Annotated in this window: 24 protein-coding genes; 9 read left to right on the forward strand and 15 right to left on the reverse strand. The window is 64.2% G+C overall.

Annotated elements, in window-relative coordinates; translation table 11 throughout:
* Positions 1 to 586: 586 nt before the first annotated feature.
* Together MTR65_RS09875 and MTR65_RS09880 are read right to left on the reverse strand one after the other, a co-directional pair.
* Positions 587 to 1,087, reverse strand: a complete 501-nt coding sequence (locus MTR65_RS09875; protein ID WP_243799640.1) for a hypothetical protein — start codon at positions 1,085 to 1,087, stop codon at positions 587 to 589.
* A gap of 384 nt (positions 1,088 to 1,471) precedes the next feature.
* Complete coding sequence (locus MTR65_RS09880; protein ID WP_243799643.1) at positions 1,472 to 2,941, reverse strand: lignostilbene-alpha,beta-dioxygenase; 1,470 nt, start codon at positions 2,939 to 2,941, stop codon at positions 1,472 to 1,474.
* Positions 2,942 to 3,116: 175 nt separating this feature from the next.
* Here MTR65_RS09880 and MTR65_RS09885 point away from each other — a divergent pair, with 175 nt between their 5' ends.
* A complete protein-coding gene (locus MTR65_RS09885; protein ID WP_243799645.1) occupies positions 3,117 to 3,530 on the forward strand; it encodes a MarR family winged helix-turn-helix transcriptional regulator in 414 nt (137 codons plus the stop codon).
* Between the two features lie 35 nt (positions 3,531 to 3,565).
* On the opposite strand, the gene MTR65_RS09890 is transcribed toward MTR65_RS09885, so the two are convergent.
* The 3 genes from MTR65_RS09890 to MTR65_RS09900 form a co-directional block, all read right to left on the reverse strand.
* A complete protein-coding gene (locus MTR65_RS09890; RefSeq protein ID WP_243799647.1) occupies positions 3,566 to 5,272 on the reverse strand; it encodes an acyl-CoA dehydrogenase family protein in 1,707 nt (568 codons plus the stop codon).
* A 90-nt stretch (positions 5,273 to 5,362) separates the two neighbouring features.
* A complete protein-coding gene (locus MTR65_RS09895) occupies positions 5,363 to 6,628 on the reverse strand; it encodes an MFS transporter (RefSeq protein ID WP_243799760.1) in 1,266 nt (421 codons plus the stop codon).
* A 177-nt stretch (positions 6,629 to 6,805) separates the two neighbouring features.
* The gene (locus MTR65_RS09900) at positions 6,806 to 7,534 is read right to left on the reverse strand and encodes a nuclear transport factor 2 family protein (protein WP_243799650.1); all 729 of its coding nucleotides are present in this window, start codon (positions 7,532 to 7,534) and stop codon (positions 6,806 to 6,808) included.
* Between the two features lie 73 nt (positions 7,535 to 7,607).
* Here MTR65_RS09900 and MTR65_RS09905 point away from each other — a divergent pair, with 73 nt between their 5' ends.
* The gene (locus tag MTR65_RS09905; protein WP_243799652.1) at positions 7,608 to 8,537 is read left to right on the forward strand and encodes an SDR family oxidoreductase; all 930 of its coding nucleotides are present in this window, start codon (positions 7,608 to 7,610) and stop codon (positions 8,535 to 8,537) included.
* A gap of 90 nt (positions 8,538 to 8,627) precedes the next feature.
* Here MTR65_RS09905 and MTR65_RS09910 read toward each other — a convergent pair whose 3' ends face one another.
* The 4 genes from MTR65_RS09910 to MTR65_RS09925 are packed head-to-tail and all read right to left on the reverse strand — an operon-like array spanning position 8,628 to position 12,576.
* Positions 8,628 to 10,064, reverse strand: coding sequence for an aldehyde dehydrogenase family protein (locus tag MTR65_RS09910; RefSeq protein ID WP_243799655.1), 1,437 nt, complete (start codon positions 10,062 to 10,064; stop codon positions 8,628 to 8,630).
* Positions 10,065 to 10,114: 50 nt separating this feature from the next.
* A complete protein-coding gene (locus tag MTR65_RS09915) occupies positions 10,115 to 10,966 on the reverse strand; it encodes a glutathione S-transferase family protein (protein ID WP_243799657.1) in 852 nt (283 codons plus the stop codon).
* A 10-nt stretch (positions 10,967 to 10,976) separates the two neighbouring features.
* On the reverse strand, positions 10,977 to 11,795 hold the full coding sequence (locus MTR65_RS09920) for a beta-etherase (protein WP_243799659.1): 819 nt from the start codon (positions 11,793 to 11,795) through the stop codon (positions 10,977 to 10,979).
* 10 nt (positions 11,796 to 11,805) lie between these two features.
* Entirely contained in the window at positions 11,806 to 12,576 is a 771-nt protein-coding gene (locus MTR65_RS09925; protein WP_243799662.1) for a glutathione S-transferase family protein, read from the reverse strand.
* Between the two features lie 267 nt (positions 12,577 to 12,843).
* Here MTR65_RS09925 and MTR65_RS09930 point away from each other — a divergent pair, with 267 nt between their 5' ends.
* From MTR65_RS09930 to MTR65_RS09945, 4 genes are all read left to right on the forward strand, one after another.
* Positions 12,844 to 13,524, forward strand: coding sequence for a glutathione S-transferase family protein (locus MTR65_RS09930; protein WP_243799665.1), 681 nt, complete (start codon positions 12,844 to 12,846; stop codon positions 13,522 to 13,524).
* 3 nt (positions 13,525 to 13,527) lie between these two features.
* Positions 13,528 to 13,965 (forward strand): acyl-CoA thioesterase, encoded by a 438-nt coding sequence (locus tag MTR65_RS09935; RefSeq protein ID WP_243799667.1) that lies wholly within the window; start codon positions 13,528 to 13,530, stop codon positions 13,963 to 13,965.
* A 97-nt stretch (positions 13,966 to 14,062) separates the two neighbouring features.
* Positions 14,063 to 14,932, forward strand: a complete 870-nt coding sequence (locus tag MTR65_RS09940; RefSeq protein ID WP_226634201.1) for a CmcJ/NvfI family oxidoreductase — start codon at positions 14,063 to 14,065, stop codon at positions 14,930 to 14,932.
* A gap of 54 nt (positions 14,933 to 14,986) precedes the next feature.
* On the forward strand, positions 14,987 to 16,450 hold the full coding sequence (locus tag MTR65_RS09945; protein ID WP_243799669.1) for an MFS transporter: 1,464 nt from the start codon (positions 14,987 to 14,989) through the stop codon (positions 16,448 to 16,450).
* Here the strand turns inward: MTR65_RS09945 and MTR65_RS09950 are convergent.
* Positions 16,425 to 17,261 (reverse strand): helix-turn-helix transcriptional regulator, encoded by an 837-nt coding sequence (locus tag MTR65_RS09950; RefSeq protein ID WP_226634210.1) that lies wholly within the window; start codon positions 17,259 to 17,261, stop codon positions 16,425 to 16,427. The genes MTR65_RS09945 and MTR65_RS09950 overlap by 26 nt on opposite strands.
* A gap of 156 nt (positions 17,262 to 17,417) precedes the next feature.
* Between MTR65_RS09950 and MTR65_RS09955 the strand changes: the two genes are divergently transcribed.
* Genes MTR65_RS09955 through MTR65_RS09965 form a run of 3 tightly spaced genes read left to right on the forward strand, consistent with a single transcriptional unit; the run spans position 17,418 to position 19,699 of the window.
* The gene (locus tag MTR65_RS09955; protein WP_243799671.1) at positions 17,418 to 18,305 is read left to right on the forward strand and encodes a beta-keto acid cleavage family enzyme; all 888 of its coding nucleotides are present in this window, start codon (positions 17,418 to 17,420) and stop codon (positions 18,303 to 18,305) included.
* Between the two features lie 48 nt (positions 18,306 to 18,353).
* The gene (locus MTR65_RS09960; RefSeq protein WP_243799673.1) at positions 18,354 to 19,265 is read left to right on the forward strand and encodes an SDR family oxidoreductase; all 912 of its coding nucleotides are present in this window, start codon (positions 18,354 to 18,356) and stop codon (positions 19,263 to 19,265) included.
* Positions 19,262 to 19,699 (forward strand): VOC family protein, encoded by a 438-nt coding sequence (locus tag MTR65_RS09965; protein ID WP_243799676.1) that lies wholly within the window; start codon positions 19,262 to 19,264, stop codon positions 19,697 to 19,699. The genes MTR65_RS09960 and MTR65_RS09965 overlap by 4 nt, the downstream gene beginning before the upstream one ends.
* Before the next feature lie 149 nt (positions 19,700 to 19,848).
* Here MTR65_RS09965 and MTR65_RS09970 read toward each other — a convergent pair whose 3' ends face one another.
* The 5 genes from MTR65_RS09970 to MTR65_RS09990 form a co-directional block, all read right to left on the reverse strand.
* The gene (locus MTR65_RS09970) at positions 19,849 to 20,595 is read right to left on the reverse strand and encodes an SDR family NAD(P)-dependent oxidoreductase (RefSeq protein ID WP_243799678.1); all 747 of its coding nucleotides are present in this window, start codon (positions 20,593 to 20,595) and stop codon (positions 19,849 to 19,851) included.
* A 21-nt stretch (positions 20,596 to 20,616) separates the two neighbouring features.
* The gene (locus tag MTR65_RS09975; protein ID WP_243799680.1) at positions 20,617 to 21,492 is read right to left on the reverse strand and encodes an amidohydrolase family protein; all 876 of its coding nucleotides are present in this window, start codon (positions 21,490 to 21,492) and stop codon (positions 20,617 to 20,619) included.
* Positions 21,489 to 23,666: a PQQ-dependent dehydrogenase, methanol/ethanol family gene (locus MTR65_RS09980; protein WP_243799762.1), complete on the reverse strand. Its 2,178-nt coding sequence runs from the start codon at positions 23,664 to 23,666 to the stop codon at positions 21,489 to 21,491. The genes MTR65_RS09975 and MTR65_RS09980 overlap by 4 nt, the downstream gene beginning before the upstream one ends.
* Before the next feature lie 190 nt (positions 23,667 to 23,856).
* A complete protein-coding gene (locus MTR65_RS09985) occupies positions 23,857 to 24,654 on the reverse strand; it encodes a glutathione S-transferase family protein (RefSeq protein ID WP_243799683.1) in 798 nt (265 codons plus the stop codon).
* Positions 24,654 to 25,421 (reverse strand): glutathione S-transferase family protein, encoded by a 768-nt coding sequence (locus MTR65_RS09990; protein ID WP_213503393.1) that lies wholly within the window; start codon positions 25,419 to 25,421, stop codon positions 24,654 to 24,656. Before MTR65_RS09990 ends, MTR65_RS09985 begins: the two co-directional genes overlap by 1 nt.
* Positions 25,422 to 25,431: the final 10 nt, after the last annotated feature.

A 25,431-nucleotide genomic window follows, 5' to 3' on the forward strand; every position in this document is an offset into this window, starting at 1 on the left:
TCATCGACGATGTGACTGACAAGCCTGTGATGTCGCTCTTCGCAACGCATTTCGAAGATGATTGCGCCCAAATTTCCAAGGCGAACTTTGCGCAGCCCGAACAGGGCTTGAGACGAGCCGGTGAGCCCACGGAGATTGTTGGTGGACGATTCTACCACGCCGAGGTCACCACAGAGGAGGGGCTGGGCCGATCAAAGAGTTGGCAGCAGCCCATGTAAGTGGACTAGCTCGGTTTGGCTAGCGTCCGCAAACCACCCATTCCGGCGAGTGGCAGATCCGGCCGGATAGGGGAACGTAGGGGCGGCTCCGGGACGCGACCAATCAGGTGCTGAGCGGCCAACTGGGCCGCCTGGCAGCCGGTCCCAGAGCGGACGCCTCAAAGCCCTTGCGCGCCCGACAGCGTTCCATCACGGAACATCCGGGAATGGGGCCTCAAGACTGGCAAACGTAATGGGATCCACGTTCAGCTCTTCATGCCGGGAAGTATGAGGATTGACGTGCCCCCCACGAACCGACTGGATCCACGTGCAAGATCACTTGAGATTTGCGGAAAAGCTCATTCTTGTTGCTTCGTTCAAATATGGCATCATTTTTCAAAAAAGACTGGAACAAACCATACTTTTCCGCTCATTTTGTATTTTACGATGTAGCCCTCCCTGGGGTTCAATGAAATTTTGAAGCATTCAAATGCCATTCTATTTTCTATGTCGTTTGTGAAACACACATCCGATCCATTTATTTGATAGTTTGGACTTGATCTAAATAATCCACCCGGATTATAAATATAGACTTTACCATCCTTACTAAATCTCATATATGGCGGAAAAAATAACCCAAAATCGCGCCCCGGCTTGACGCGCATTGGCGCTTCTTTAATCTTTCTCCTTATCTGCTCTTCGTGCAGAACCTTCCCTGAAAGAAAGTATTTTTGATAAGCCCTATTTCTGTCGTCAAGTTTTTTCCGGAGCAATTTTTCTCTAGCTGCAGGGCTATTCGAGGGGGCACTAGCTTGCGCATAGATGCCCGTAGGCATTAAGATTGTCGCCATCGCGAAAAATGCGGCTGAGTTGATCTGAATTTTGGTCATGCTCAGGCCCTTCTGCAAGTTCCAGTTTTTGAGCCTTTGCCATGAAAATGGCAACGCCCGCCACCCTCCCCACCCCTCGGCGCCGGTCGATCTGGTCGACAAAGGAAAGCGAAGCTGGCGGGAGGACGCCGCCTTGGCACAAGCACCCACCCTCTCCGATTCCGGGAGCGCGAGGGCGATGGCCCTCGCATCGGCTTTTTCTTAGCCCCCGACGCCGGGAGTTTTCCCTTTCCTACAGCCGCACTCTCGTGCGAAACCGAGGGAATGCTCGTTCTCGCCACGTCCTCGAAACCAGACACCCCGGGAGGGTGACACGGGCGACAGGTGACACCCTCTGGACCGTGTCACCTGTGTCAACCTGGGTGTCACCCGGCCCCGATGTAGCTAGGCCGCGAGGCCGATGTCCTCAGCATCGACCCAGTTGCCGTGGAGGCCGAAGCGCAGCCGGATCGGGATGTGGACCGTCGCGACGGGGCCCTTGGCGATGTCGAGCGCGTCGAAGATCAGGAGGTCGCTGGTGTGCTCTTCCAGGCGGTTGCAGACCTGAACGATCCAACCGTCGCCTTCCTCGCCCTCGGCGCTGCGGGGCACGAAGCAGGGTTCCTGCAGGCTGGAGACCGGGCCGCACCACCAGTGCTGCTCTTCGCCGGTTTGGAAGTCCTTGAGGAACAAGCAGTTCATCAGGAGCCCGCCCGCGCTGCCACCGCGCAGTTCGACGGGGCGCTTCATGTCCATTTCGAGGAACCAGCCGTAGCGGGTCTGCTGGCCGGTAAAGCGGTCGTCGATGCGCGGGAATTCGCAGGCCGTCTCGCTCAGCTTCGTGACGGCTTCGAAGGCGTCCTCGTTGCTGGCCATGTCCACCGTCCAGTCGGTCGGGTAGCTCATCGCCTCCATGCCGTTGAAGGGCTCGCCGTGGATGTCGGGGAAGAAGGGGAACATGTTGTTCTTCGCCTCGCAGGTCAGGAAGTGGATCTTCGATCCCTCCTGCCAGGCGTTGAGGACGTGGCTGGCAAAGCAGTTGTCCCGCGTGAACCAGCGGATCTCGTCGCCCGAGACGCCTTCGCGGCGCGGGAGAACGCCCAGATGCACAGGCTTCGTCGTGTCGAAGCCGAAGTGCGGCAGGCCCTTCTCGAGCCGCTCCCAACTGCCGATCGAGGGCACGATATGGATGACGAGGTAGTCCTCGGTGATCGCGAAGTCGTGCATCATGCAATAGTAGGGGACCTTGAACCAGACCTCGCGGATCAGCTCTCCTTGCGGGTTGACCTCGTAGTAGGCGACATCGTCGGTGCACAGCCCCGAGGCGGCGTAGCCGATGGCGACCATGTTGCCGGTGACGGGATCGATCTTGGGGTGCGCGGTGAAGGTCTGGCCCTTCATCGTACCGCCGAAGGTCTCAAAACCCGTAGTCTCCATCGTCACCGGGTCCATCAGGAGGGCCGGGCTATCCTCCTTCATCGCCCAGAGCTTGCCCGCGTAGATCCACGCATTGGTGTTGGCGGTGGAGCGGTACTCGCCCCTGACGGACGGGTCGTCGGTAAGGGGATTGCGGTAGGCGCCGAACAGCGCCTTGCCGGCCTCGTGCTCCCGGTTCCACTTGTCGGTCTTTGCCCAGCGCTGGCGAAAATCGCACTGGCCGTCGTGGATGTGGAAGCGGGTGATCATGCCATCGCCGTTGAAAGCGATGTCATCGCCCAGCCGCGGCGGGAACTGCGGATCGGGCTGAACGCGGTAGAACGCGCCGCTCAAGGCTTCGGGAATGGTGCCTTCGTGGGCAAGGTCGGCGATGTCGGCCTCGATGCGCGACGGCGTGTTGAACCCGGTAAAGCTCGGGCTGTTGGGGAAGTGGGACATATCCTCTCCTGGATCGGCGAATCTCGTGCGTGGATTCGCCCTTGCGATATTGTATGCCTCACTCACAAATTTATCCAAGTCGCCGCTTGACGCAATGCAGAAATGATCGCAACTAGGGCCTATGAACGCCCCTCTCCCTCTGACTGAAGTGCCCACTGCGGCGAGCATCGATCATGTGCTCGACCTACATCTTCGCCTGGCGCAGGGCGCGGTGCAACGGCGGTTTTCCGACATTTTCAGCGACCTGGGGATCACCCAGACCCAGCTTACCACGATGATCCTGATCCAGGAGAACGCAGGCACCTCGCAGAGCGATATCGGCCGCACGCTGCAGATGGACCGCGCCACGGTGATGGGCATTATCAACCGCCTCGAAGGGCGTGGACTTATCCAGCGCGGCCAGTCGCCCACCGACAAGCGCCGTCAGACGCTCGCCATCACCGAGGCAGGCTCAGCCATGCTGTCGATCGCGCGTGAGCGCAGCACCGAACTTGGCAACTGGCTCAAGGAGCGCTTTTCCGATGCCGAGTTCCACATGCTCGCCGCACTGCTGAAGCGCATTCACGAGGTCGACATCAAGGCCTTCTGAGGCGCGCGGCTTCCCCCGCGCCCCAGCAAGATCGCTCAATCCTCGACGAACGCCGCGAAGCCTTCGAGACGCCCCTCGCCAAGCGTTGCCAGTCGTCCCAGCACCTCGGTACGGGCCGGGAGTTCGGCCAGGTAGAAACGCGCCGCGGCCTTGAGGCGGGCGCCTGCCGGATCCTCGCCAGCGTCGCGCACCAGACGCCCCGCTATCCAGCCCCCAACACAGGCTCCGCACAGATCGAGGAAGGCCAGCGCTCCAGCATCGCCATCGCGCCCCAAACCTTCCATCTGCGTCATCTGCGCCGCGACGGCCTCAAGCGTGTCGAGCCCTGCCCCCAGTTGCGCGGCCGCTTCCGTATCTCCCAAGTCGCCCTCGCCGCGCGCGATCGCGAGGAAATGGCCCAGCCCCTCCCCCTTCTCACGCCAGAGGCGGCGGTGGACCATGTCGATGGCCTGGATGCCGCTGGTACCTTCGAAGACGGCAAAGACGCGCGCGTCACGCAAGGTCTGCTCGACCGGCCATTCGCGGGTGTAGCCCGCCCCGCCGAAGACCTGCACCGCCTCGCTCGCACAGTCAAAGGCAAGCCTGGCCGACATGTCCTTGGCAATCGGCAAGAGGAACTGGGCGAGCGAGGCCCAACGCGCCTTGTCGGCGGGATCCTCGGCGCGTTCGCTCAGTTGCAGGATGTTGCCGCAGGCGAGTGAGACACCGCGCGCAGCCTCGATGCGACCAGCCATGCCGAGCAGCATGCGCTGGACGTCGGCATGCTCGCGAATGAGAACGGGCTTGTCGGTCGGTGCCCCGCCCTGCCGGCGCTCCCCGGCATAGCGCAGCGCCCGGTCGAACGCGTTGGCCGCAACACCGATGCCCTGCGGACCGCACGAGAGGCGCATGCGCAGCATCATGTGGAACAAGGTCTGGAGCCCGCGCCCTTCCGGACCGATCAGAGTCCCTTGCGCGTCCTCGTAACCCATCACGCAGGTCGGCGAGCCGTGCAGGCCCAGCTTTTCCTCGATACGGCGCACGAAGGCACCGTTGCGCGTACCATCCTCAAGGCTGTCGGGCACGAGAAACAGGCTGAGCCCACGCACGCCAGGCTGATCGTTCGAGCGCGCCAGCATGCAGTGCCCGATGCGCTGGGTCAGGTCATGATCGCCAAAGGAGATCCAGCACTTTTCCCCGGTGATCCGCCATCCGCCCGCGCCATCGGAGACCGCCCGGGTCCGGATGCGCCCGACATCAGAGCCCGCATCGGGCTCGGAAATGCAGATCGTCGCGCCCCATTCACCGCTGACGAGGCGCGGCACCCATTCGCCCGCGATCTCTGAAGGTGCGCTGGCCACCAGCATCTCGGCCGCCGTGCGCCCCGGCGTTCCCAGCATCGAGAAGGCGGGAGAAGCCCGGTTGAACAGCTCCTCGCACGCGTTCTGCAGGACGAGGGGCAGCGCCATACCGCCCAGTTCCTCAGGCAGCGGAAGGCCGATCCAGCCGCCTTGTGCAAACTCGTCCCAGGCCTCCTTGTGGCCGGGCACCGTCTTTACCCGTCCGTCGACGAGCTTGGCCCCGACCTCGTCCATCACACGGTCCACCGGCGCGATCACGCCTTCGGCCAGCTTCGCAGCCTCCAGAAGGATCTGCTGCCATGTCTCCTGATCGACCTCGACACCCGTGGCGGCCAGTTCCTCCAGGAACGGTGCTACCTCCAGATGACGGGCAAGGGCATCGCAATGCGGCTGGTAATCCAAGTTCGCTCTCCAAACGTATCGTTCTCTTGGAATCGAGATAGCTATGTTTAATTGCTATTTCGAGAGCAAAAGTCGAGACACCCTCTCCACTCAGTCACGCGGCTGGAAACGCAGGGCGAGAAGCGCGAAGGCCGCCGTGAGGGAGCCCAGAGCGATGGTGGTCGCAACCAGGGCGAGCGAGAGCCCCCACTCGAACAGCGCCCCAGCGAGGATCGGCGAAAGCGCCGCCCCGCCGCGTCCGATACCGATGGCAAAACCGGTGCCGGTCGCGCGCACGTGGGTCGGGAAGACCCGTGCAAACAGCGTGTAGAGACCCGAGACCGCGCTATTGGTGAAGAGCCCCGAGGCAAAGGCCAGGCCCGAGAGGCCAACGAGCGTGTTCGCCCCCGCGGCGCCGAACAGCGCCACCATGATCGAAGCGCCGAACAGCATGGTAACGGTCGCCCCCTTCAGCGGCAAGCGCTGCACGGCAAAGCCGAAGATCGCACCGCCCAGCACGCCGCCCATGTTGGCCCAAACGAGCACGCTCGCGGCCTCGGGCGGCGGGAAGCCCAGATCGACCACGATCTTGGGCGTCCATTTCAGGATGAAGTAGAAGCTGACGATATGGGCGAAATAGGCGAAGGTCACGAGCAGCGTCGTCGCCATCAGCCCCGGGCGCAGGATGTCGGCGATGGAGGCCTTCTCTTCCTCTTCGCGCACCGGCGGCAGGACCGAGACAGCCCCGTGCCCGAAACGGGCAAGCAGGGCATTGATCCGCGCCAGCGTATCGGGGTTTCGGTGCACGAGCGTGTAGTGGACGCTCTCGGGCACGAAGATCCAGACCAGCGGGATGAAGACGGCGGTGAGGATCGCGCCGAACCAGAAGATCGCGCGCCAGTCGAACATCACGAGGAGCTGCGCCGAGATAAGCCCGCCGATCACCGCGCCCATCGGGTAGCCGATGACCATGATGCCCATGGCGAGCGTACGGCGCCGGGTGCTGGCAAATTCGGCCGTGACCGCGTTGATCGAGGCGAGCATCCCGCCGATGCCGAGCCCTGTAAGGACTCGCCAGATCGAAAGTACGGTTACGCTGGTGGTCTGCGTGACCATGGCCATGCCCAGCGCCATGACGACCAGGCAGCCCAGGATCGTGCGGCGCCGACCGATCCGGTCTGCAACGCCGCCGAGCACCACCGAGCCCACGGCCATGCCGATGAGCTCCATCGAAAGCACCGCGCCCAGCGCCACGCGGTCGATCCCCCACTCGGTCGCGATGCCCGGCGAGGCAAAGCTGATCGAGAGCACATCGAACCCGTCGAGCGCGTTAAGGCCGACCATGATGGCCACGGCAATGATCTGCCCCCGCGACATGGGGGCTTCAGAAATGATATCGCGCGGATCGCGCAGGCTCGCATCGACCGAGTTCACGGCGCCGTCTCTCCCAAGGCTTGCGGAAGAACGGGCCGCTTCTTACGGCTCCGCTCCGCCTCTCATTGTTTCGTTAGCATACAATAAGAGGCGGAACCAACGCGAAAATCGCGCGGAGGATCAGGAGACCTGCTGGCCTGCCAGAACGGCACCGAAGCGCGGGTGCGCGAAGTGCATCGGCACGTCACGGCGGAACGGCCAGGTCGGGCGGTGCTCGCTTTCAGGAAGCAGGCGGTCGGGGCCTAGCGGGTCTTCCGGGAAGGTCTTGGCGGCGGGCTGAAGGTGCGAGGTGGTGTGCGCCCAGCCGTCCTCATAATTGGACTGCCACTGCATCATGTAGTCGAGGCGCTTGATCTTCCACACGCCGTTTTCGAGCACGTAGTCGTTCTCGTAGATACCCGCCTCCATGAACTGCTGGGGCATCATTTCCTCGCGCGTGTCCTGGAAATCGTCGTGCCAGCCACCGAACAGCATACCGCGAAAGCGGCCCTTCGCGGTCTGGCGATCGGGCGCGACGGTGATGATGTCCTGCATCTGGAAGTGGTCGAGGAGAAGGCCATCCACCGGCCCGGGGCGTCCACCTGTGAAGCGCCCCGCGATCCAGTCGCCGTAAAGCCGCTTCACACCGGCATGACCGACATATTCTCCCGAAAGAAAGACGACGACGCCATCCTCGGAAAAGAGCTGCGCAACTTCCTCGGGCTGGTTGAAGTCGATGTAGTAGCCGTAGGCCCAGTGCAGGCGGCGGATGGCGTTGATGTCCTCCAGTTCGCCCACGCGGTGTTCCAGCGCATCGAGGCGCGCGGTGGCGGCCTTGTCGAGCACGTCGGTCATGCGAATCTCTCCCATTGCACGATCTTGTTCGTTATAGTTTGCTACACCAACATTATTTGAAATCAAGGCGAGAGGAAAACTTCGCACCATGGGAGAGACGACAAAACGCCACGAAGGCCGCGTAGCCTTCATTACCGGAGGGGTATCGGGGCTCGGCTTCGGGATCGCGCGCGCGCTGTCCAACGCGGGCTTCAGGCTCGCCCTCAGCTACCGGAACGAAGACTACCGCACGCAGGCGGAAGATTGGTTTCGCAAGGAAAAACGGGAAATACCGCTGTTCCTGAAGCTCGATGTCACCGACCGTGCCCGCTTTGCCGAAGTGGCCGAGGAAATCGAGGCTGCCTTTGGCCGGCTCGACGTGCTGGTCAACAACGCGGGCGTCTCGGTATTCGGGCCGACCGACACCGCCACCCATGCCGATTACGACTGGATCATGGGGGTGAATTTCGGAGGTGTTGCAAATGGTCTGGTAGCCCTGCTTCCGCTTCTGAAGCGCACCGGCAAGGGCGGTCACGTCGTCAATGTCGCCTCGATGGCGGCGTACCTTTCGGGTCCGCAGGCGGGCATTTACACCGCGAGCAAGTTCGCCGTGCGCGGCCTGACCGAGAGCCTGCGCTACAACCTCGCGCCCGAAGGCATCGGGGTCTCGCTGCTGTGCCCGGGGCTCACCCGCACCAACGCGTGGGACAGCGCGTTTCGCCGCCCGGACGCCTTTGCGCAAAGCGGGTTCGAGGACATCGATCCCGAGGCGCTGACCGAATTCGGCAAGGCCTTCGAGCTTGGCATGGACCCGCTTGAAGTGGGCGAAAAGACCTTGAATGGCATCGAGGAGAACCGCGGGCTGATCTTCTCCCACCCCGAGTACGCCGAGGACTTCGAGGAGATCTACCGCACCTCGCTCGCCGCGCTTCCCGACGAGGAGGCCCCGCCCGAACGCCTCGAGATCGAACGGCTGCGCCGCGAGGCCAACCGCGCCTCGGCCGCAGGGCAGGCGATCTCGCTCGCCGATCTTACCTGAGGAAGTCCGAGCCCCCACGAAAAATCCCCCGGATGCATAGGGCATCCGGGGGCGAAGTCACCTTCGGGAGGTGTCGAAGATCGGATAGGATCAGGCGTTTTCAGGCACGTAGGTGCCGATCACCGCCTTGACCTCGAGGAATTCCTCCAGTCCGAACTTGCCGAATTCACGGCCATTGCCCGACTGCTTGTAGCCGCCGAACGGCATGTCCATGACCAGGCCGCCTGCGTTGACGAAGACCGCGCCAGCGCGCAGTTTGCCGACCAGCTTGCTCGCCTTGGCCGGATCGCCCGCGATGTAGGCACCAAGGCCGTAGGGCGTGTCGTTGGCGATGCGCACCGCATCGTCCTCGTCCTTGTAGGGCATGATCACCAGGACCGGACCGAAGATCTCTTCCTGTGCGATCGCCATGTCGGGCGTCACGTTCGAGAACACCGTGGGCTTCACGTAGAAGCCGTGCTCGAAGCCCTCGGGGCGGCCGGTACCACCGGTGACGAGCGTCGCACCTTCGTCAATGCCCTTCTGGATCAGGCCCTGGATCTTCTCCCACTGGGCCTTGTTGACGACCGGGCCAATGTGCGGGCCTTCGCTCATGGGATCGCCCACGGGCTTCTCGGCGAACATCTTGCCCACTTCCGCCGCAGCCTCGTCATGCTGCGAGACATGGACAAGCATGCGGGTCGGGGCCACGCAGGACTGGCCCGAGTTCAGCAGCACACCGCCCACGCCGCCGGGCAGCGCCTTGTCGAGCGGGGTGCCTTCCAGGATGATGTTGGGCGACTTGCCGCCCAGTTCCTGTGCCACGCGCTTGACCGTGTCGGCCGCGTTCTTGGCGACCATGATGCCCGCCCGGGTGGAGCCGGTGAAGCTGATCATGTCGATGCCCGGATGCGCCGCAAGAGCGGTCCCAACGCCCGGACCATCGCCCTGAACGAGGTTGAAGACACCGGCAGGAACGCCAGCGGCTTCCAGCACCTCGGCGAAAATCGCAGCCGAGCTCGGCGCTTCCTCGGACGGTTTGAGGATCATCGTGCAACCCGCGGCCAGGCACGGGCCCACCTTGGCGACGATCTGGTTCATCGGCCAGTTCCACGGGGTGATGAGACCGACCACGCCGATCGGCTCACGCACCACGACGTTGTCGCCCACCTCTTCGGAGAACTCGAACTTCTCAAGCGCGGCGAGGGCCTGTGCGAGGTGCCCGAGACCCGAGCCGGCCTGTGCGGTCGAGGCCGTGGAGATCGGGCAGCCCATTTCCACGGCAATGGCTTCGGCAATGTCGGGGATGCGGGCCTTGTAAGCCTCGATCACCTTGCCCAGCAGTTCCATGCGCTCCTCACGCGTGGTCTGGCTGAAGGTTTCAAACGCCGCACGTGCGGCGGTGACCGCCGCATCGACATCCGCGCTGGTGCCCAGCACGATCTCGCTCGCCGGGCCTTCGGTCGCGGGGTTGATGACGGTGTGCTTCACGCCCCCGGTGCTGTCGACCCACTTTCCATCGATGTAGTTCTGGAGATAGCTCTTCATTGTCGGCTTCCTGCTCTCACAAATAGGTGTTCGGTGTCCGGCCAGTGCGCTCAGGCGGGCACCGTGTCCGAACGGACGGTAATGCCCGGGATCAACCCGAGCTCGGCATCGCTGGCGCCCTGCCCCCACTTGTCACGCGGCGGCATGGGCCGCGCGCGCCACGGCGGATCGAGGGTGAAGCTGGAGACGCTGCGCCCTTCGGGCAGACGTCCGTTTCCACCGCCTTGGGTGTAATCATAGTAGAGCGTCATCAGCTCGCGGTGGCCGTGGCGCGCCTGCACCACGGGTTCGGCCAGTGTCGCCTCGCGCCACAGAAGCACCCGCGTCAGGTTCTGCGGCACCTCGTAGTCCTCGTAATATTCAAGGAACCACAGCCGCTTGAACATCGGCGCGAAGGCGACTTCGGCCCAGCCGAAACGGTCGAACAGGTAGACCCCATCCGGACTGTAGTGCCGCAGGAAATCGTCGAGCCGGGCGTACTGCGCGTCGACTTCGGCCTTCAATTCCTCGCGCCTGGCCTTGTCCCGGTTCAGGATCATGCGATAGCCAGCCCCGGTGTAGGCTCCGTCGGTTGCGCACAGCATCGCCTCGAGAGCGTGCTCGTAGGGATCCTGGCGCGCGACCGGAACTTTGGGAAAGCGGTCCTCAATGTAGCGCATGATGACCATGCTCTCCTTCAAGGTCTCCCCGTTCTCCAACTCCAGCGCGGGAAGCGAAGTCGTCCCCCGCGTCTTCTTCAGGAGCCAGTCCGGGCGCGGCTTGGAGATGTCGATCTCGTGGTCGACGAGGACATCGCCCAGCCCCTTGAGATCGAGCAGCAGTTCCACCCGTTCGGAAAACGGGCAGCCCGGGATCTGGTACATGCGCAAGGCGCCGCCTTCGGGTTCATCGTCCCATGCCATGTGCGCCCCCTCAGCTCGCCGTAGCCGGCTCGGCCGAGCCCTGGTTGACCGGCGCCGGCTCGATGCCAAGGCCCGTCCGATCGAAGGGCTCAGGATCGCCTTCGCGCAGCTTCAGGCCGAACAGCGTGTGCATGCCCGGATGACGCCCCAGCCCGCCGTAGAGGTCGAAGCCGCGGTCGAGCCAGTCGCGCAAGGGGTCATCCTCGGTGAGCGGCGGCGTGGTGCATACAGAGCCGGTCCACAGGAAGATGGCGAGCGCGGTGTAGTCCGCGTAATTGGGTGTCTCACCGCCCAGCCAGGGCGTATCGCGCAGCAACTGGCGCAGCGGCTCGAGCAGCGGCGGCACGTGCGGCAGGCGATCCTCGCGGCCCGCCTGCACATCCTCCAGCTTCTGCCCCCCCAGGAACATCGTCTCGCGCGATTCGCGCACGTAGGCATGGTCCTGCGGCAGCGACAGATCGTGGTAGTCGAGGATGTAGCAGCGGAACCACGGCGCGATGATCGTCTTCCAGAGCCAGGCGTCGAGGAACTTGGTGAGCACCTTCATGGAAGGGCCCTCGAACAGCATCGGGCGATCAGGATAAGTCTCGTCGAGGTATTCGGCGATCTTCCAGCTGTCGAGCACCCACTTGCCATCATCGACGATAACCGGCGCACGTTCGGAACGTCCCCCCGTGCGCTCGGCAATGCCGGTAAAGCCACCCGGCACGATGTCCATGTCGAAGCCCTTGTGCGCCAGCGCGTACTTGGTGCGCCACACGAAGGGGCTGATCGTGCAGCCCGAGGCGAGCTGCAGATCGTACAACGTTATGCGGTTGTCCTTGGCCATTGCGCGCTCCTCAGGCCTGTGCCTGCTCTTCGCTCTTGGCGAAGGGCTTGCGGGCGGCGAACTCGCTCTTGGACTTGGCGAACATTTCGATGCAGGCGGGACGCGCGTTGATGCGTTCGATCCAGGCTACGAGGTTGGGCGTCGCGGTCGTGTTGACGATGTCATCAAAGCCCTTCTCCATGCCGTTGGCGATGGCGAAGTTGCAGATGTCGGCGAGCGTATAGTCCTCGCCCGCCAGCCAGGTGCTTTCGGAAAGGCGCTTTTCGAGACGGTCGATCGAAACGCGGATCTTGCGCATTTCCTCGTCCAGAACCTCCTTGGGGAAACCGGCACGGGCGCTGCGCCACTTGGCCTGCTGCTCGGGAATCGGGATGCGCTTGACCTTTTCCTCGAACTCCTCGTCGGAAAGCGCACGGGCCATCGGACCGATACCGCGCTCCCAGCCGATGGTGGAGACGCACCAGCAGAAGTACTCGTCCACCCACTTGGTCCACACGCGCATCTCGGCGATCTGCACAGGGTCCGTGGGCCGGAGGCGAGGCGCATCGGGGAAGGCGTCTTCGAGGTATTCGCAGATCACGGTCGATTCGGTGATGACGTGGCCATCGTGATCGAGCGCGGGAACCTGGCCGCGCGGGTTGATCTTCTTGAACCATTCCTCGTGATGCTCGAACTTGGTCGGGTCGACGAAGCGCGGCGTAAATTCGAGGCCTTTCTCGTAAAGGGCCAGCAGGGGCTTAAGCGAATTGGCTCCGGGGCCAAAGCTGTACAGCGTCAACATCGCGTGGGCGTATCCTCTCCATTTGTGTCCTTGCGGATCTCTCGAAAGGCAGAGTGCGTCGCCACGCGGCCGGGGGGAAGCCCAGCAGCGATACTATTACAATAGACAACTGTTTGCAGCTGCGTGCGGATGCGCACGCCCTAACTGTCACTCCCAATACTACTGTTTGCACTCTTCTTGCCCGCGCGCATTGCCTCTGCTTTCGTTCGTGACACGAATGGCGCACCCTGAAGGCGAATCACGCACACGGCGCCATGGGAGAGAGACGTGCTGGAACTGTGGACTTCGGAAACACCGAATGGCTGGAAAACCACCATCATGCTCGAGGAGCTGGACGCGAACTATACATTGCGTCCGATCTCGCTGACCAACCGCGAGCAGAAGGAAGACTGGTACCTGGCCCGCAATCCCAACGGGCGTATCCCCACGCTGATCGACCATGAGGTTGATGCCGGGAACGGCGGTTTCGCGGTGTTCGAATCGGGTGCGATCCTGATCTACCTGGCCGAGAAGTTCGGCCGCTTCCTGCCCACCGACACGATGGGCCGCAGCCGCGCGATCCAGTGGGTGATGTGGCAGATGTCGGGCCTCGGGCCAATGATGGGGCAGGCCACCGTCTTCAACCGTTACTTCGAGCCCAAGCTGCCCGATGTCATCGACCGTTACACGCGCGAAAGCCGCCGCCTCTTCGAAGTGATGGACACGCACCTCGCCGACAACGAATTCCTCGCGGGCGACTATTCGATTGCCGACATCGCCTGCTTCCCATGGGTACGCGGGCATGACTGGGCCTGCATCGACATGGAGGGGCTCCCCCACCTGCAGCGCTGGTTCGAGACCATCGGCGAGCGCCCGGCCGTCCAGCGCGGCCTGCTCCTACCCGAACCGCCCAAGGCGGACGAGATGGCCGAAAAGACGACCCGCCAGGGCAAGAACATCCTGGCCTGAGCGATGAACACACCCACCACCCCCTTCCTGACCCGCGAATATCGCATCGAGTGGGGCCAGTGCGATCCGGCCGGCATCGTCTTTGCCCCGCGCTACATGGATATGTTCGCCGAGAGTTCGGTGCTGCTGTTCGAAGCGGCGGGCCTTCCCAGGAAGCGCGACATGCTGCGCGAGATGGGCGTTGCCGGGTTCCCGCTGGTGGACCTTTCGGCCCGCTTCCTGAAGCCCGCCAGCTACGGCGACGTGGTCACCATCGAGGCCGATGCGCCCGTCTTCGGCAACTCCAGTTTCACCATCGCGCACCGCATCCGCCTTGGCGACGCGCTCTGCGTCGAGGGAACCGAGAAGCGCGTGTGGACCGTGCGTGAGAAAGACGGCAGCGGCCCCCTCAAAGCCGCACGCGTGCCCGGCGACGTGCGCGCGCGCTTCGCATCCGGGTAGACCGCCGGCAAGCCCGAGGGCCGCACAGTGGCGCCTGCACAGGACACGACACAAAGATCCGGCAGGCGCCCCATATTGCATGGAGGAGAGGACAACCATGGACAGTGACACCCTGTCGCGCCCCGGCGCGGCCATCGACACCGAGATCAAGTACCTGGTGCCGACCTCGCGCATCAACCGTCGCTTCTGGGCGCCGGGCGCGGAGTACAACACCGGAGTCTACGACTTCTACCCCGCAACGATCCGCAACGCGCGCCTGCGCGACACGCCCCCCACACTCGACGAACACGGCTTCTGCCTGGCCGAGCACCCCACCAAGGTGACCGACTTCGCCGATGCCGATACGCTGAAGGCGATCTACCCGGCCGAAGTGGAAGAGGTCGCCAAGCGGTTGACCGGCTGCGACTTCATTCACCCCATGGGTGGCCAGCTGCGCTCGCCCGTCGTCGGCGCTGCGGGCGTCCAGCCCCCTGCGGCCGAAGCCCACGTCGATTTCAACACGCCCACCGCCAACGCCATTGCCAAGGTCTTCTATGACCAGATGCGTCCCGATGGCCCTGGCTATGACCGCTTCTTGTGCTTCAGCCTCTGGCGCACCTTCTCGCCGCCGCCGCAAGACTGGCCGCTCGCGCTGTGCGAGGGCCCCTCGATCGGCGAGGAAGACAGCATCTCCAACTACAAGGTCGATGTCGACGAGATCCCGACCGGCGCCGACCTCTTCGCGCCCATCCCGGACGAGGAGAAGCTGCTCGCCGCGACCATCTTCAAGTACAGCCCTGGCCATCGCTGGTGGTACTATCCGGACATGACGCGCGATGAGGTCATCTTCATCAAGTTCCACGATTCCGACCACTCGCGCGCCTGGCGCAGCCCGCACACCGCCTTCCACGACACCACGCGCCCCGACGCAAATGTGCGGCGCAGTTACGAATTTCGGGCCATCGCCTATTTCGAGAAGAAGGGCTGATCCCCTGACGCGAGTCGACCACCTGCCGGGGCAAAACCGCCTTCGGAGCCAGATATGAGCGAGCCAGCGGACAGCCCCCGCGAAACCGAAGCACCCGGCAGGGATGCGCCGCACGCCGATCCGCGTGCGGCCGCCATCCTTGTCGCCTTCGTCATGTTCCTCTCGATCCTCGAGGCGACGGTCATCGCGACCGCGCTTCCCGACATGGCGCGCGACTTCGGCGTTGCGGCGAGCGAGCTGGGCATCGGCATCACCGCCTATCTCATGGTCTCGACCGCGTTCCTGCCACTGAGCAGTTGGGTCGCGCTGCGCCTCGGGCCCCGGCGCGTCCTTACCGTCTCGGTGCTCGGCTTCGGTGTCGCCTCACTCTTGTGCTCGCAGAGCCCGACACTGGGCTTCTTCGTCGCCGCGCGCGCCTTCCAGGCGCTGTGCTCCAGCCTCATGACTCCGGTCGGCAACCTCGTCCTGCTGCGCATCACGCCCAAGCACCGCCTTGTCGAGATGCTGGCGATCAGCACCACGCCCGCACTCATCGCGCCGGTCATCGGACCGCCGCTCGGTGGGTTCCTGACCGAGGCCTTCGGATGGCCTTCGATTTTCCTGATCAACCTGCCGCTCACGCTGGTCGGCGCGCTGCTGGCCCGGCGTCTGCTGCCGCGCCTTGCTCCTCAACGGCTGCGTTTCGATGCGGTGGGCTTCGTGCTCATAGCCTCCGCGCTCTCGCTTCTCATCTACGGGCTGGATCGTCTTGGCGCCCACCCCGATGCCCCCATGGTGCCGCTCATGCTGATGGGCGTGGGCAGCGTACTTGCCGTCATGGCCTACCGCTGGCTGCGCCGGATGCGCCACGGGCTGGTCCCGCTCGACGCGCTGCGACACCAGACCTTCCGCGCGATTTCCTATGGCGCGGGCATGCTCATGCGCATTCCCCACATGGGCCTCGCGCTGGTCCTGCCGCTCTATTTCCAGCTGGCTTTCGGACTGTCACCAGGAATGGCGGGTGTATTGCTCCTCGCCAACAACCTGGGCGACCTTGCCGTCAAACCCTTCATCAGCCGCATTCTGCGCCGTGTCGGCTTTCGCAGCGGCCTTGTCGTGGGCACCGCGATGATGATGGCCGCCAGCGCCTCGATCGCCGCCTTTACGGCCGCAATGCCGGTCTGGCTGATGGCGCTGGCCATGTTCCTGATTGGAATGGCCCGTTCGGTGCCCTTCACCGGCATGGTCAGTCTCGCCTTTGCGGATGTCGAGGCCGACGAATTGCCCGGTGCCAATGTCCTCAACGCCATCGGCAACGCGCTTTCGGCCGCCGCAGGCATTTCGCTCGGCGCGCTGTTCCTCAACCTTCCGCTGGGCGACGGGCTCGCCTCCGATCCCCTGCCCTACCGCGTCGCGCTGCTTGCGCTTTCGGGAATCGGGACGCTGTCGGTCTTTCTGTTCCTGCGCCTTCCCGCCGATGCCGGAGCCAAGGTCACCGGCAAGGCGCCCGCTGTTACAGAGCCACCAGTTCGGGCCTGAGTTCGCGCAGCTTTTCCAGCTTGCGGGCATCTTCCTCACCCTTGGGTGCAAAGAGGATGAGGCGCTGGCCGGGTGCTTCCTCGATGCCATAGGAGCTGTGCGTGAAGGAGATCTTGCCCACTTCAGGCACACGCGCGTTGTTCTCGCCCCCGAAGTGGGCCTGGATCGCGCTACACTCCCAGAACTCGCGAAAATGTTCGGACTTCTCCGTCATTTCCTCGATAAGCTCATCAAAGGCCTCGGGCGTGCCCGCCTGACTGTAGTCCCACTTCAACCGCGCAACCAGACGCGAGGCCATCGCGCGGAAGCTTTCCGGATTGCGCTGGTAGCGTTCGCCCAGCATCAGGATCTTGAACAGATTGCGCTCACTGCGCGGCATGTTGGCGTAGTCGCGAAAGGCTGCGGTCACCATCCGGTTCCAGCCGACCACAGTCCAGTCCGCCACGATCACCAAAGCGGGCATGCCCAGGGTATCGAGCAGGTGGCGCGTGGCCGGACGAATGTCCTCGTCCAGCTTGGAGGCGAGCGGCGGCGGGCGATGCTGCGCAAGGCCGAACAGGTAGTCGCGCTCGGTATCGGAAAGCCGCAAGGTGCGTCCCAGCCGCTCGATCATGGGGGCGGAAAGCTGGATCTCACGGCCCTGCTCGAACCAGGTGTACCAGGTGACGCTCATGCCCGCGAGCGCGGCCACTTCCTCACGCCGCAACCCCTTTGCGCGACGTCGCTCACCTTCGGGAAGGCCCACTTCGGACGGTGTCAGCCGTGCCCGGGCCGCTTTCAGGAATCGCGAAAGTTCCTCGCGATGGGACATCTCTCTTCCCCTTCTCTCTCTCCGACCTGTCACTCCCGGTACCTGTTACAGGGCGTGATAGGATATGTGCTGAACTATTCCGCCAGCCTCGATCTTGTAGTTTTGCCAGAGTGAACCCGAAATCAAACGGGCATGCAAGGTGAGAGGAGATCCAAATTGGCCAAGAAGGTCTACATTACGTGTGCGGTTACCGGCAGTTCGCCCATGCCGGACCACCCCAACTTCCCGTTCCGTCCCGACCATGTCGCCGCCGAAGCCCTCGCCGCCGCAGAGGCAGGTGCCTCGATCATCCACGTCCACGTGCGTGACGGGACGACCGGCGAACCTTCGCAGGCACTCGACGACTACCGCGAGGTGGTGGGCCTGATTCGCGAAAAGAACCGCGAGGTCATCCTCAACGTCACCACAGGACCGGGCTGCACCTGGATGCAGAGCGAGGAAGATCCCAAGGTGTGCGGCGAAGGCACGCTGATGTTCACCGCCGAGCGGCGCCTCGAACACATCCTCGATCTCAAGCCCGACATGTGCACCCTCGACATCTGCACCATGCAGCTGTGGGGCGGCGTCGCGATCAACCTGGACCCAATGATCACGCGAATGGGCCACATGATACAGGATGCCGGTGTCATGCCCGAGATCGAATGCTTCGAAGCCGGTGACTTCGTCTTTGCCGACGACCTCATGGCCAAGGGCGCGATCCCCAAGAACGTCCCCTTCTCCTTCGTACTGGGCACCAAGTACGGCCTGCCCGCCACCCCCGAAGCGATGATGTACGCGGCCAACCAGATTCCGCGCGGTGCGGCTTTCACCGGCTTTGGCGTCAGCCGCCATTCCTACCCGATGGCTGCGCAGTCGGTGCTTCTGGGCGGGCACGTGCGCGTCGGCTTCGAGGACACGATCTGGCTGCGTAAGGGCCAGCTTGCCCCCGACAACGCCGCCCACGTGCGCTGGGCTGTCGACCTCATCGACCGCATGGGTGCCGAGGTGTCGAGCGCGGGCGAGACGCGCGATCTTCTGGGCCTGGCCAACCACGCCTACGCCTGAGCGCGTCCGTCACGATCTGAGAGAGCATAAAGAGGGAGTGGAGAGGACATGACACAGGTAATGGGACGCACCGCGTTCATCACCGGCGGCGGTTCGGGCGTGGCGCTCGGCCAGGCCAAGGTTTTCGCCAAGGCCGGCTGCAAGGTCGCCATCGCCGATATCCGCCAGGATCACCTCGACGAGGCCATGGCCTGGTTCGAAGCCGAGAACGCGAAGGGCGCGAACTACGAGGTGATGGCGGTCAAGCTCGACATCACCGACCGCGAGGCCTACGCCAAGGTCGCCGACGAGGTGGAAGCGAAGCTGGGGCCCGTCGAACTGCTGTTCAACACCGCCGGGGTCTCCCACTTCGGCGCGATTCAGGACGCCACGTACGACGACTGGGACTGGCAGATCGACGTCAACCTGCGCGGCGTGATCAACGGCGTGCGCACGTTCGTTCCGCGCATGATCGAGCGCGGCAACGGCGGCCACGTGGTCAACACCGCCTCGATGTCGGCCTTCGTGGCGCTCAAGGGCACGGGCATCTACTGCACCACCAAGATGGCGGTGCGCGGCCTCACCGAGACCCTTGCCCTCGATCTGGAAGAGCATGGCATCGGCGTGTCGCTGCTTTGCCCGGGCGCGGTCAACACCAACATCCACGAAGCGCTGCTGACCCGCCCCAAGCACCTGGCGGACACCGGCTACTACCAGGCCGGGCCGGAGATGTTCGCGCATCTCAAGAACGTGATCGAGTGCGGCATGGAGCCCGAAACTCTGGCCAATCACGTCCTGAAGGCCGTGGAAGAGAACCAGCTCTACGTGCTCGCCTATCCGGAATTCCGAAAGCCCCTGGAAGACATCCATGCGCGCGTCATGGCGGCTCTGGCCAAGCCCGAGGACGATCCCGACTACGACCGGCGCGTGGCGCACGGTGTGCCGGGCGGCGAGGCCAAGGAGGAGGAAAAGACGGCATGAACAGCCCCTTCCTCCAGTTCGAGACGCGGGTGCGAGCCCGCGTCGTCGCTCTCGACCACTTCTGCGTGGTCGCCTCGGACCTCGACCGTTCGGAAGCCTTCTACCGCGATGTGCTTTCGCTGGAATCGTGCCCTGCGCCCGCCCCGCTTACCCGCGAGACGGCGCGCTGGATCTACGATCACGAGGAGCGGCCGATCATCCACCTCAACGCGAAGTCCGCGCCGCGCGCAATGGACCGCGACATGACGAAGGGCCCGACCGGCGCGCTGCACCACATTGCGCTGCGCTGCGAGGGCTTCGACGACATCCGCGATCGCCTGGAAGACCGCGGCCTCACTTACGAGAGCAACGTGATCCAGTCGATCGGCCTGCGCCAGATCTTCGTGCACGATCCCGACGGGGTGCTGCTGGAGCTCAACTTCTTCGAGGATTGAAGAAGGAAGGATTGTTTCAAGGGGCTATCGCCCCTTGACCCCGGAATGGGCAACCTTGCCGGTCTCGGCCATGGGTGCGCATCGCAAGTAAGCTCGACAGTTTGGGGAGCCCGAGGGCGATGGCCCTCGGAATCGTTCTTCTGCCTTCCTTAAACAGAAAGCGTACCCAGCACCCCGCCATCGACCGCAAGGCTCTGCCCGGTCACGTGCGAGGCCGCGTCCGAAAGCAGGAACGCGGCCACCGCACCCAGTTCGTCGGCACTTCCGGTGCGCCCCTGCGGCACGCGCGCGGCGATCTGCTCAAGCGCGTCGGGCGGAAGCGCGGCAAACATCTCGGTGTCGATGAAGCCGGGCACCACGCAATTGCAGCGAACGCCATGGGGCGCCGCTTCCAGCGCGACCGCGCGCGCAAGCCCCAGCACTGCGTGCTTGGAAGCCACGTAAGCGACGTTGTTGGCCATGCCGCGTTCGCTCGCAAGGCTGCCCGTCACCAGGAGCGCGCCGCGTCCGCGCGCTTTCATCGCCGGCAGCACCTGCGCAATGGCGCGATAGGGGGCCGTCAGGTTGACGTTGAGAACCTGCGCGAAAGCGTCCTCGCCATAGTCCTCCACGGCTGCGAAGGAACCACCTGTTCCGGCATTGAGAAACAGCCCGTCAATCGGCCCGCCCGCCTCCATGGCTGCGTCCAGTGCGGCCGCCTGCGCAGCTCCATCGCTGACGTCGACCGCAAACCAGCGCGCGCCCTCGCCCAGTTCCGCGGCCAGAGCCTCCAGCCGTTCGGCCCGGCGGGCCATCAGCGTAACCGCCCCGCCGCGCGCCGCGATGGCCCTCGCGGTGGCGGCCCCGATCCCGCTCGACGCGCCGGTGACGATGATGTGCTTGCCGGTAAAATCCATGAGCCCTGCCTTTTTGCCGTCTCAGCCCGCGAGTCCCAGAACCCGCGCGGCGTTGTCCTTCATGATGCCCGGCATGACCTCGTCCTTGAAGCCGATGCGCTTGGCCGCTTCGATCCACTTGTCCGGGCGGATCAGCGGAAAGTCGGAGCCGAACATCATCTTGTGTTTGAGCTGCCCGTTGGCATAGCGCACGATCTGCGGCGGAAAATACTTGGGGCTCCAGCCGGAAAGATCGATGAAGACGTTCTCCTTGTGGAGCGCCATCGACAGGCTCTCATCCACCCAGGGCCAGCTGGGATGCGCAAGGATGATCTTCATGTCCGGGAAGTCCACCGCGACATCGTCGACCAGCATCGGGCGCCCATATTTCAGGCGTAGCCCCCCGCCGCCCCGCATGCCGGTGCCCATGCCCGAATGGCCAGTGTGGAAGATGGCGGGCAGACCGTGCTCGGCGATGACTTCGTAGATGGGATAGCCGACCCGGTCGGCCGGGTGGCAGTCCTGCATGATCGCGTGGAACTTGAAGCCGCGCACGCCATGGTTCTCGATGAGGTCGCGGGCCTCGCGCGCGCCCATCCTCCCCTTGCGCGGGTCGATCGAGGCGAAGGGAATGCACACGTCCGAATTCGCTGCGGCAAACTCGGCCACCTCGTAGTTCGAGACACGCTTGGCCCCCACACCGCTCTCGCAATCGACCGTGAAGAGGCAGAAAGCGATGTTCTGCTCCCGGTAGATCTGTGCGATCTCGGGCATCTTCGGGCGTTCGCGCGGCGCCTTGAAATAGGCTGATGCCGCATCGAAGAACTGCGCCATCACCGGGTCTTCGGGATCGTGGCAGGAGACCTCGGCGTGCACGTGGACATCGATGCCGGCAAGCCGCGCGAGATCGAGGGTCACGGACGGCGGCCCGTCGCCTGCTGGTCCTTCACAATCTGCGCGGCCGCCTTGGTGGCCTCGCTGGCCGGGACACTGGGTGCGGCCTTGGGCGCCTTGCCCGACTTCGCCTCGAGCGCCTTGTCCTCGTTCGCGCGGTGGATGATGTACTGGCGCACGTCCTCCACTTCCTCCGGCGTCAGGGTGTCGGCAAAGCTGACCATGCCCAGATCCTCGAGCGCGCCGTCGTGGACGACCTGCTGGAAGGCATCATGGTCCTGGATGAAGCCCGAGCGGCGAAGGTCGGGCAGCACGCCGCCACCGATGGCCGCATCGCCGTGGCAGGTGGAGCAGAAGCGTCCGAAGCGGTAGGCCCCGCGCGCGACCTGTTCCTTCGTCCCTGCAAACGGCGGCGGGTCGAGCGGGAGTTCATCGAGCGTGAGCGGCTCAGACAGCTTGGCCTTGCCATCGAGCTTGAAGACGAGGAGGCGGCTGACGTTGCGCACCGGGCCGCCATCCTGCGAGAGGATGCCCGGCGCCAGCGCCCAGATGCCGCCCCAGCCCGCGACCAGAGCCACGTACTGCGTGCCGTCGATCTCGTAGGTGATCGGGGGCGCGACGACCCCGGTCTGGACCGGGTAGGACCACAGCTCCTTGCCCGTGTCCGAGGCATAGGCAACGAGATTGCTTTTCATGTTGCCCTGGAAGACGAGGCCGCCGCCCGTTGCCAGTACGCCGCCGTTGTTGACGCTGGGCAAGGTGACCTTCCAGCGCGCCTTCTGCGCGACCGGGTCCCAGGCGATCAGTTCGCCCGTGGTGGCATCGGCCGCCGCCTTGCGCACCGCCGGATCGGCCGGCATCGCACCTGCCGACATGTCGACACCGGTGTTGAAGCCCTTGGGCTTGGCCTTCCAGTCCTTGTCGGGGAAATACGGCAAGGAGGCGAGTTGGGCGGGAATATAGACCAGCTTGTCCTTGGGGCTGTAGGCCATCGGGTGCCACGAGTGCGCGCCGCCAGCCCCCGGCGATCCGACGAACATCTTGCCCGTCTTGTAGTAGCGCGCCTCCGGGTTCTCGATCGGGCGGCCGGTCACGGGATCAAGGCCCGTGGCCCAGTTCACCGGCACGAAGTTCTTGCCCGAGATGAACTGGCCGGTCTCACGGTCGATCACGTAGAAGAAGCCGTTCTTGGGCGCCTGCATCAGCACCTTGCGCGGCTTGCCCTCGATTTCGAGGTCGGCCAGGATGATGCTCTGCGTCGCGGTGAAGTCCCAGGTTTCACCAGGGGTCGTCTGGAAGTGCCAGACGTATTCGCCGGTTTCGGGTCGGACTGCGACAATCGAGGAGAGGTAGAGGTTGTCCCCCTTGCCTTCCGAGCGGATGCCCTGGTTCCAGGGGGAACCGTTGCCGACGCCGATGTAAAGGAGGTCGAGTTCGGGATCGTAGGCCATCGAGTCCCAGGCCGTGCCGCCACCACCCTCGGCCCAGTATTCACCGTGCCAGGTCTTTTCCGCGTCCTTGAGATACTTGGCCTCGTTCTTCCCCGGTGCGTCGGGCACCGTGTAGAAGCGCCAGGCCTGCTCACCCGTCTCGGCATCATAGGCCGTCACGTAGCCCCGCACGCCCATCTCCGCGCCGCCGTTGCCGATAACCACCTTGCCCTTCACCACGCGCGGCGCACCGGTGATGGTGTAGGGCTTGGTGGGATCGACCGTCTCCTTGATCCACAGCGGCTTTCCGGTCTTGCGGTCGAGCGCGACAAGGCGTCCGTCGAAGGTGCCCAGGTACAGCTTGCCCCCCCAGGCCGCGAGGCCGCGGTTGACGACGTCGCAGCATCCCTTCACGCCCGCCGAGCCGGGCACCTCGGGATCGTAGCCCCACAGCTGCTTGCCCGTCTTTGCATCGTAGGCGCGCACTTTGGACCAGGCAGTGGTGATGTAGATCACCCCGTCGATGACGAGCGGGGTCGATTCCTGCCCGCGCGAGGTGTCGAGGTCCTGCGACCAGGCCAGCCCCAGCGTGCCCACGGTTTCCCGATTGATCTGGTCGAGCGGGGAGTAACGCTGCTCGTCGTAGGTGCGCCCGTAGCTCAGCCACTCGCTGTCCACGCCCTGTGCGATGAGCAGGCCATCGACACCGGCTTCGCCGCTACCGTCGGCACTTGCCGTGCAGCCGGCAAGAATCAGGGCGCCGGACATCGCAAGCCCGGCCAGCCAGCCGCGCCGGGCCCGCACGCGAACTTGCCTTGCCTGCGAATTGCCCTGCGCGCCCGTCAGCCTGATCATGTGTAAACCCAATCCTCTCGTGCGTTCCTGTATCCCCCGCGCCTTGTGCCGGCAGGTGGGACCAGGACCCCTCTCTCATCGTGTCTTCGTTTCGTGCCCGGGCTCAGCCCCAGCGGTTGATTTCCGGCCCGGGCGCCCAGCTGCGCTCCGGCGCCTCGCTCGTGGCCCTGGCCAACGCCGCCTGAACGCTCGGACGCGCCTTCACGCGCTTCATCCAGGCCTGGGTCTCGCTCTTGCCCTTGAAGGCCTCGGGAACAATCGACTCCATGCCAACCAGCCAGGCGAAGGTCTCGAAGTCGGCAATGGTCAGCGCGCCCATCAGCCATTCCCGGCCATCGGCAAGCTGCTTCTCGCAGCGTTCGACGGCCTGCATGACCTTGGCCTCGCAGTCCTTGAGCTGCGCATCGTCGGCTTCGCCGTCGCGCACCAGATCCCAGCGCACCTTGAGGTCGGCGCTCACGATGGGTTCCACCTGGGCGGCAAAGGCGTCTTCGCTCAGCGCCTCGAGACGCTGGTGCGAGGTGGCCAGATTGCCCAGCAGGGAAGCCGCAGGGGACAGACGCTCGGTAATCTGGCGGCACCACATCATCATTTCCCAATGCGCATAGGCATCGTCGGGCTGGAGCGAGGTGCCGTCCCCAACCTCGTCGAAGAACTGGGCCAGAAAGACGGATTCGGTCATTGCCTCTCCGTCGATCACCAGGACAGGTCCCTCACCTTCCACGCCCATGTCGCGGGCGAGCGGCTTGGTGACACCGGGCAGTGTATGCCGCTTGCCGCCCAGAAGATCCATGGCATGACACTCGATATCGAGCGCCGTGTCAGCACCGGTCTCGGCCATGGCAGCAAGAACCGCCAACGAGGGCCCGTTGGGCTCACCGTGATAGAGGATCGTCGCCATCAGATGCGCTCCTGTTCGAGAATGGTCACGCGCTTCACCATGTCGGTGCGACCCAGCGCCCAGCAGTCCTTCACGGCCTTGCGTGCGTAGATCGCGCGCAGCCAGCGCAGGAGATTGGGGGTAAGCTCGTCGTTGGAGAGCTCGGGCTGGCTCAGCGGAATGGCGTAGGCCAGGTTGAAGCCATTGATGTCAGCGAGCGAATAGCTGTCGCTGCCGAGCCATTCGCGCTTGCCCAGTTCCTTCTCCAGCATCGCGATGCCCATCGCCACGCGGCGCTGGCTTTCCGCGATCTCGGCCTCGGAGAAGGTGCCATAGATGGCCTTGCGCCACGAGACGCGGCGTTCGGGCATGGGAATGCGCTCGATCGCAGCTTCGAGTTCGGCCGGGTCGCGCTGGCGCACGACGGGACCGATGAAGACCGACCAGCCGATCATCGAGAAGCTGGGGGCCAGCCACTGGTCCATGAACTTCATCCACCAGCGCACGCGCCAGCGATCCCGCGCGTCGGCGGGCATCAGGTCAGGTCCCTCGAAGCACTCGTTCACGTATTCCATGATCGCGGTGCTCTCGACGAGGACCTTGTCGCCATGGGTCATCGCCGGGATCGTTCCTTGCGGGTTGATCGCCAGGTATTCCGGACGGTGCTGATCGAAGTTCAGCATGTCGATGTAGTGGCTGTCGAAGGGAACGCCCTTTTCCATCAGCGCCAGCATCGGCTTGCCCGAGTTGGCGTTGGGCTCCCAGTGGTAAAGCGTGACCTCGGCCATCGCGTCTCTC

Source organism: Novosphingobium mangrovi (assembly GCF_022818885.1).
Taxonomy (GTDB): domain Bacteria; phylum Pseudomonadota; class Alphaproteobacteria; order Sphingomonadales; family Sphingomonadaceae; genus Novosphingobium; species Novosphingobium mangrovi.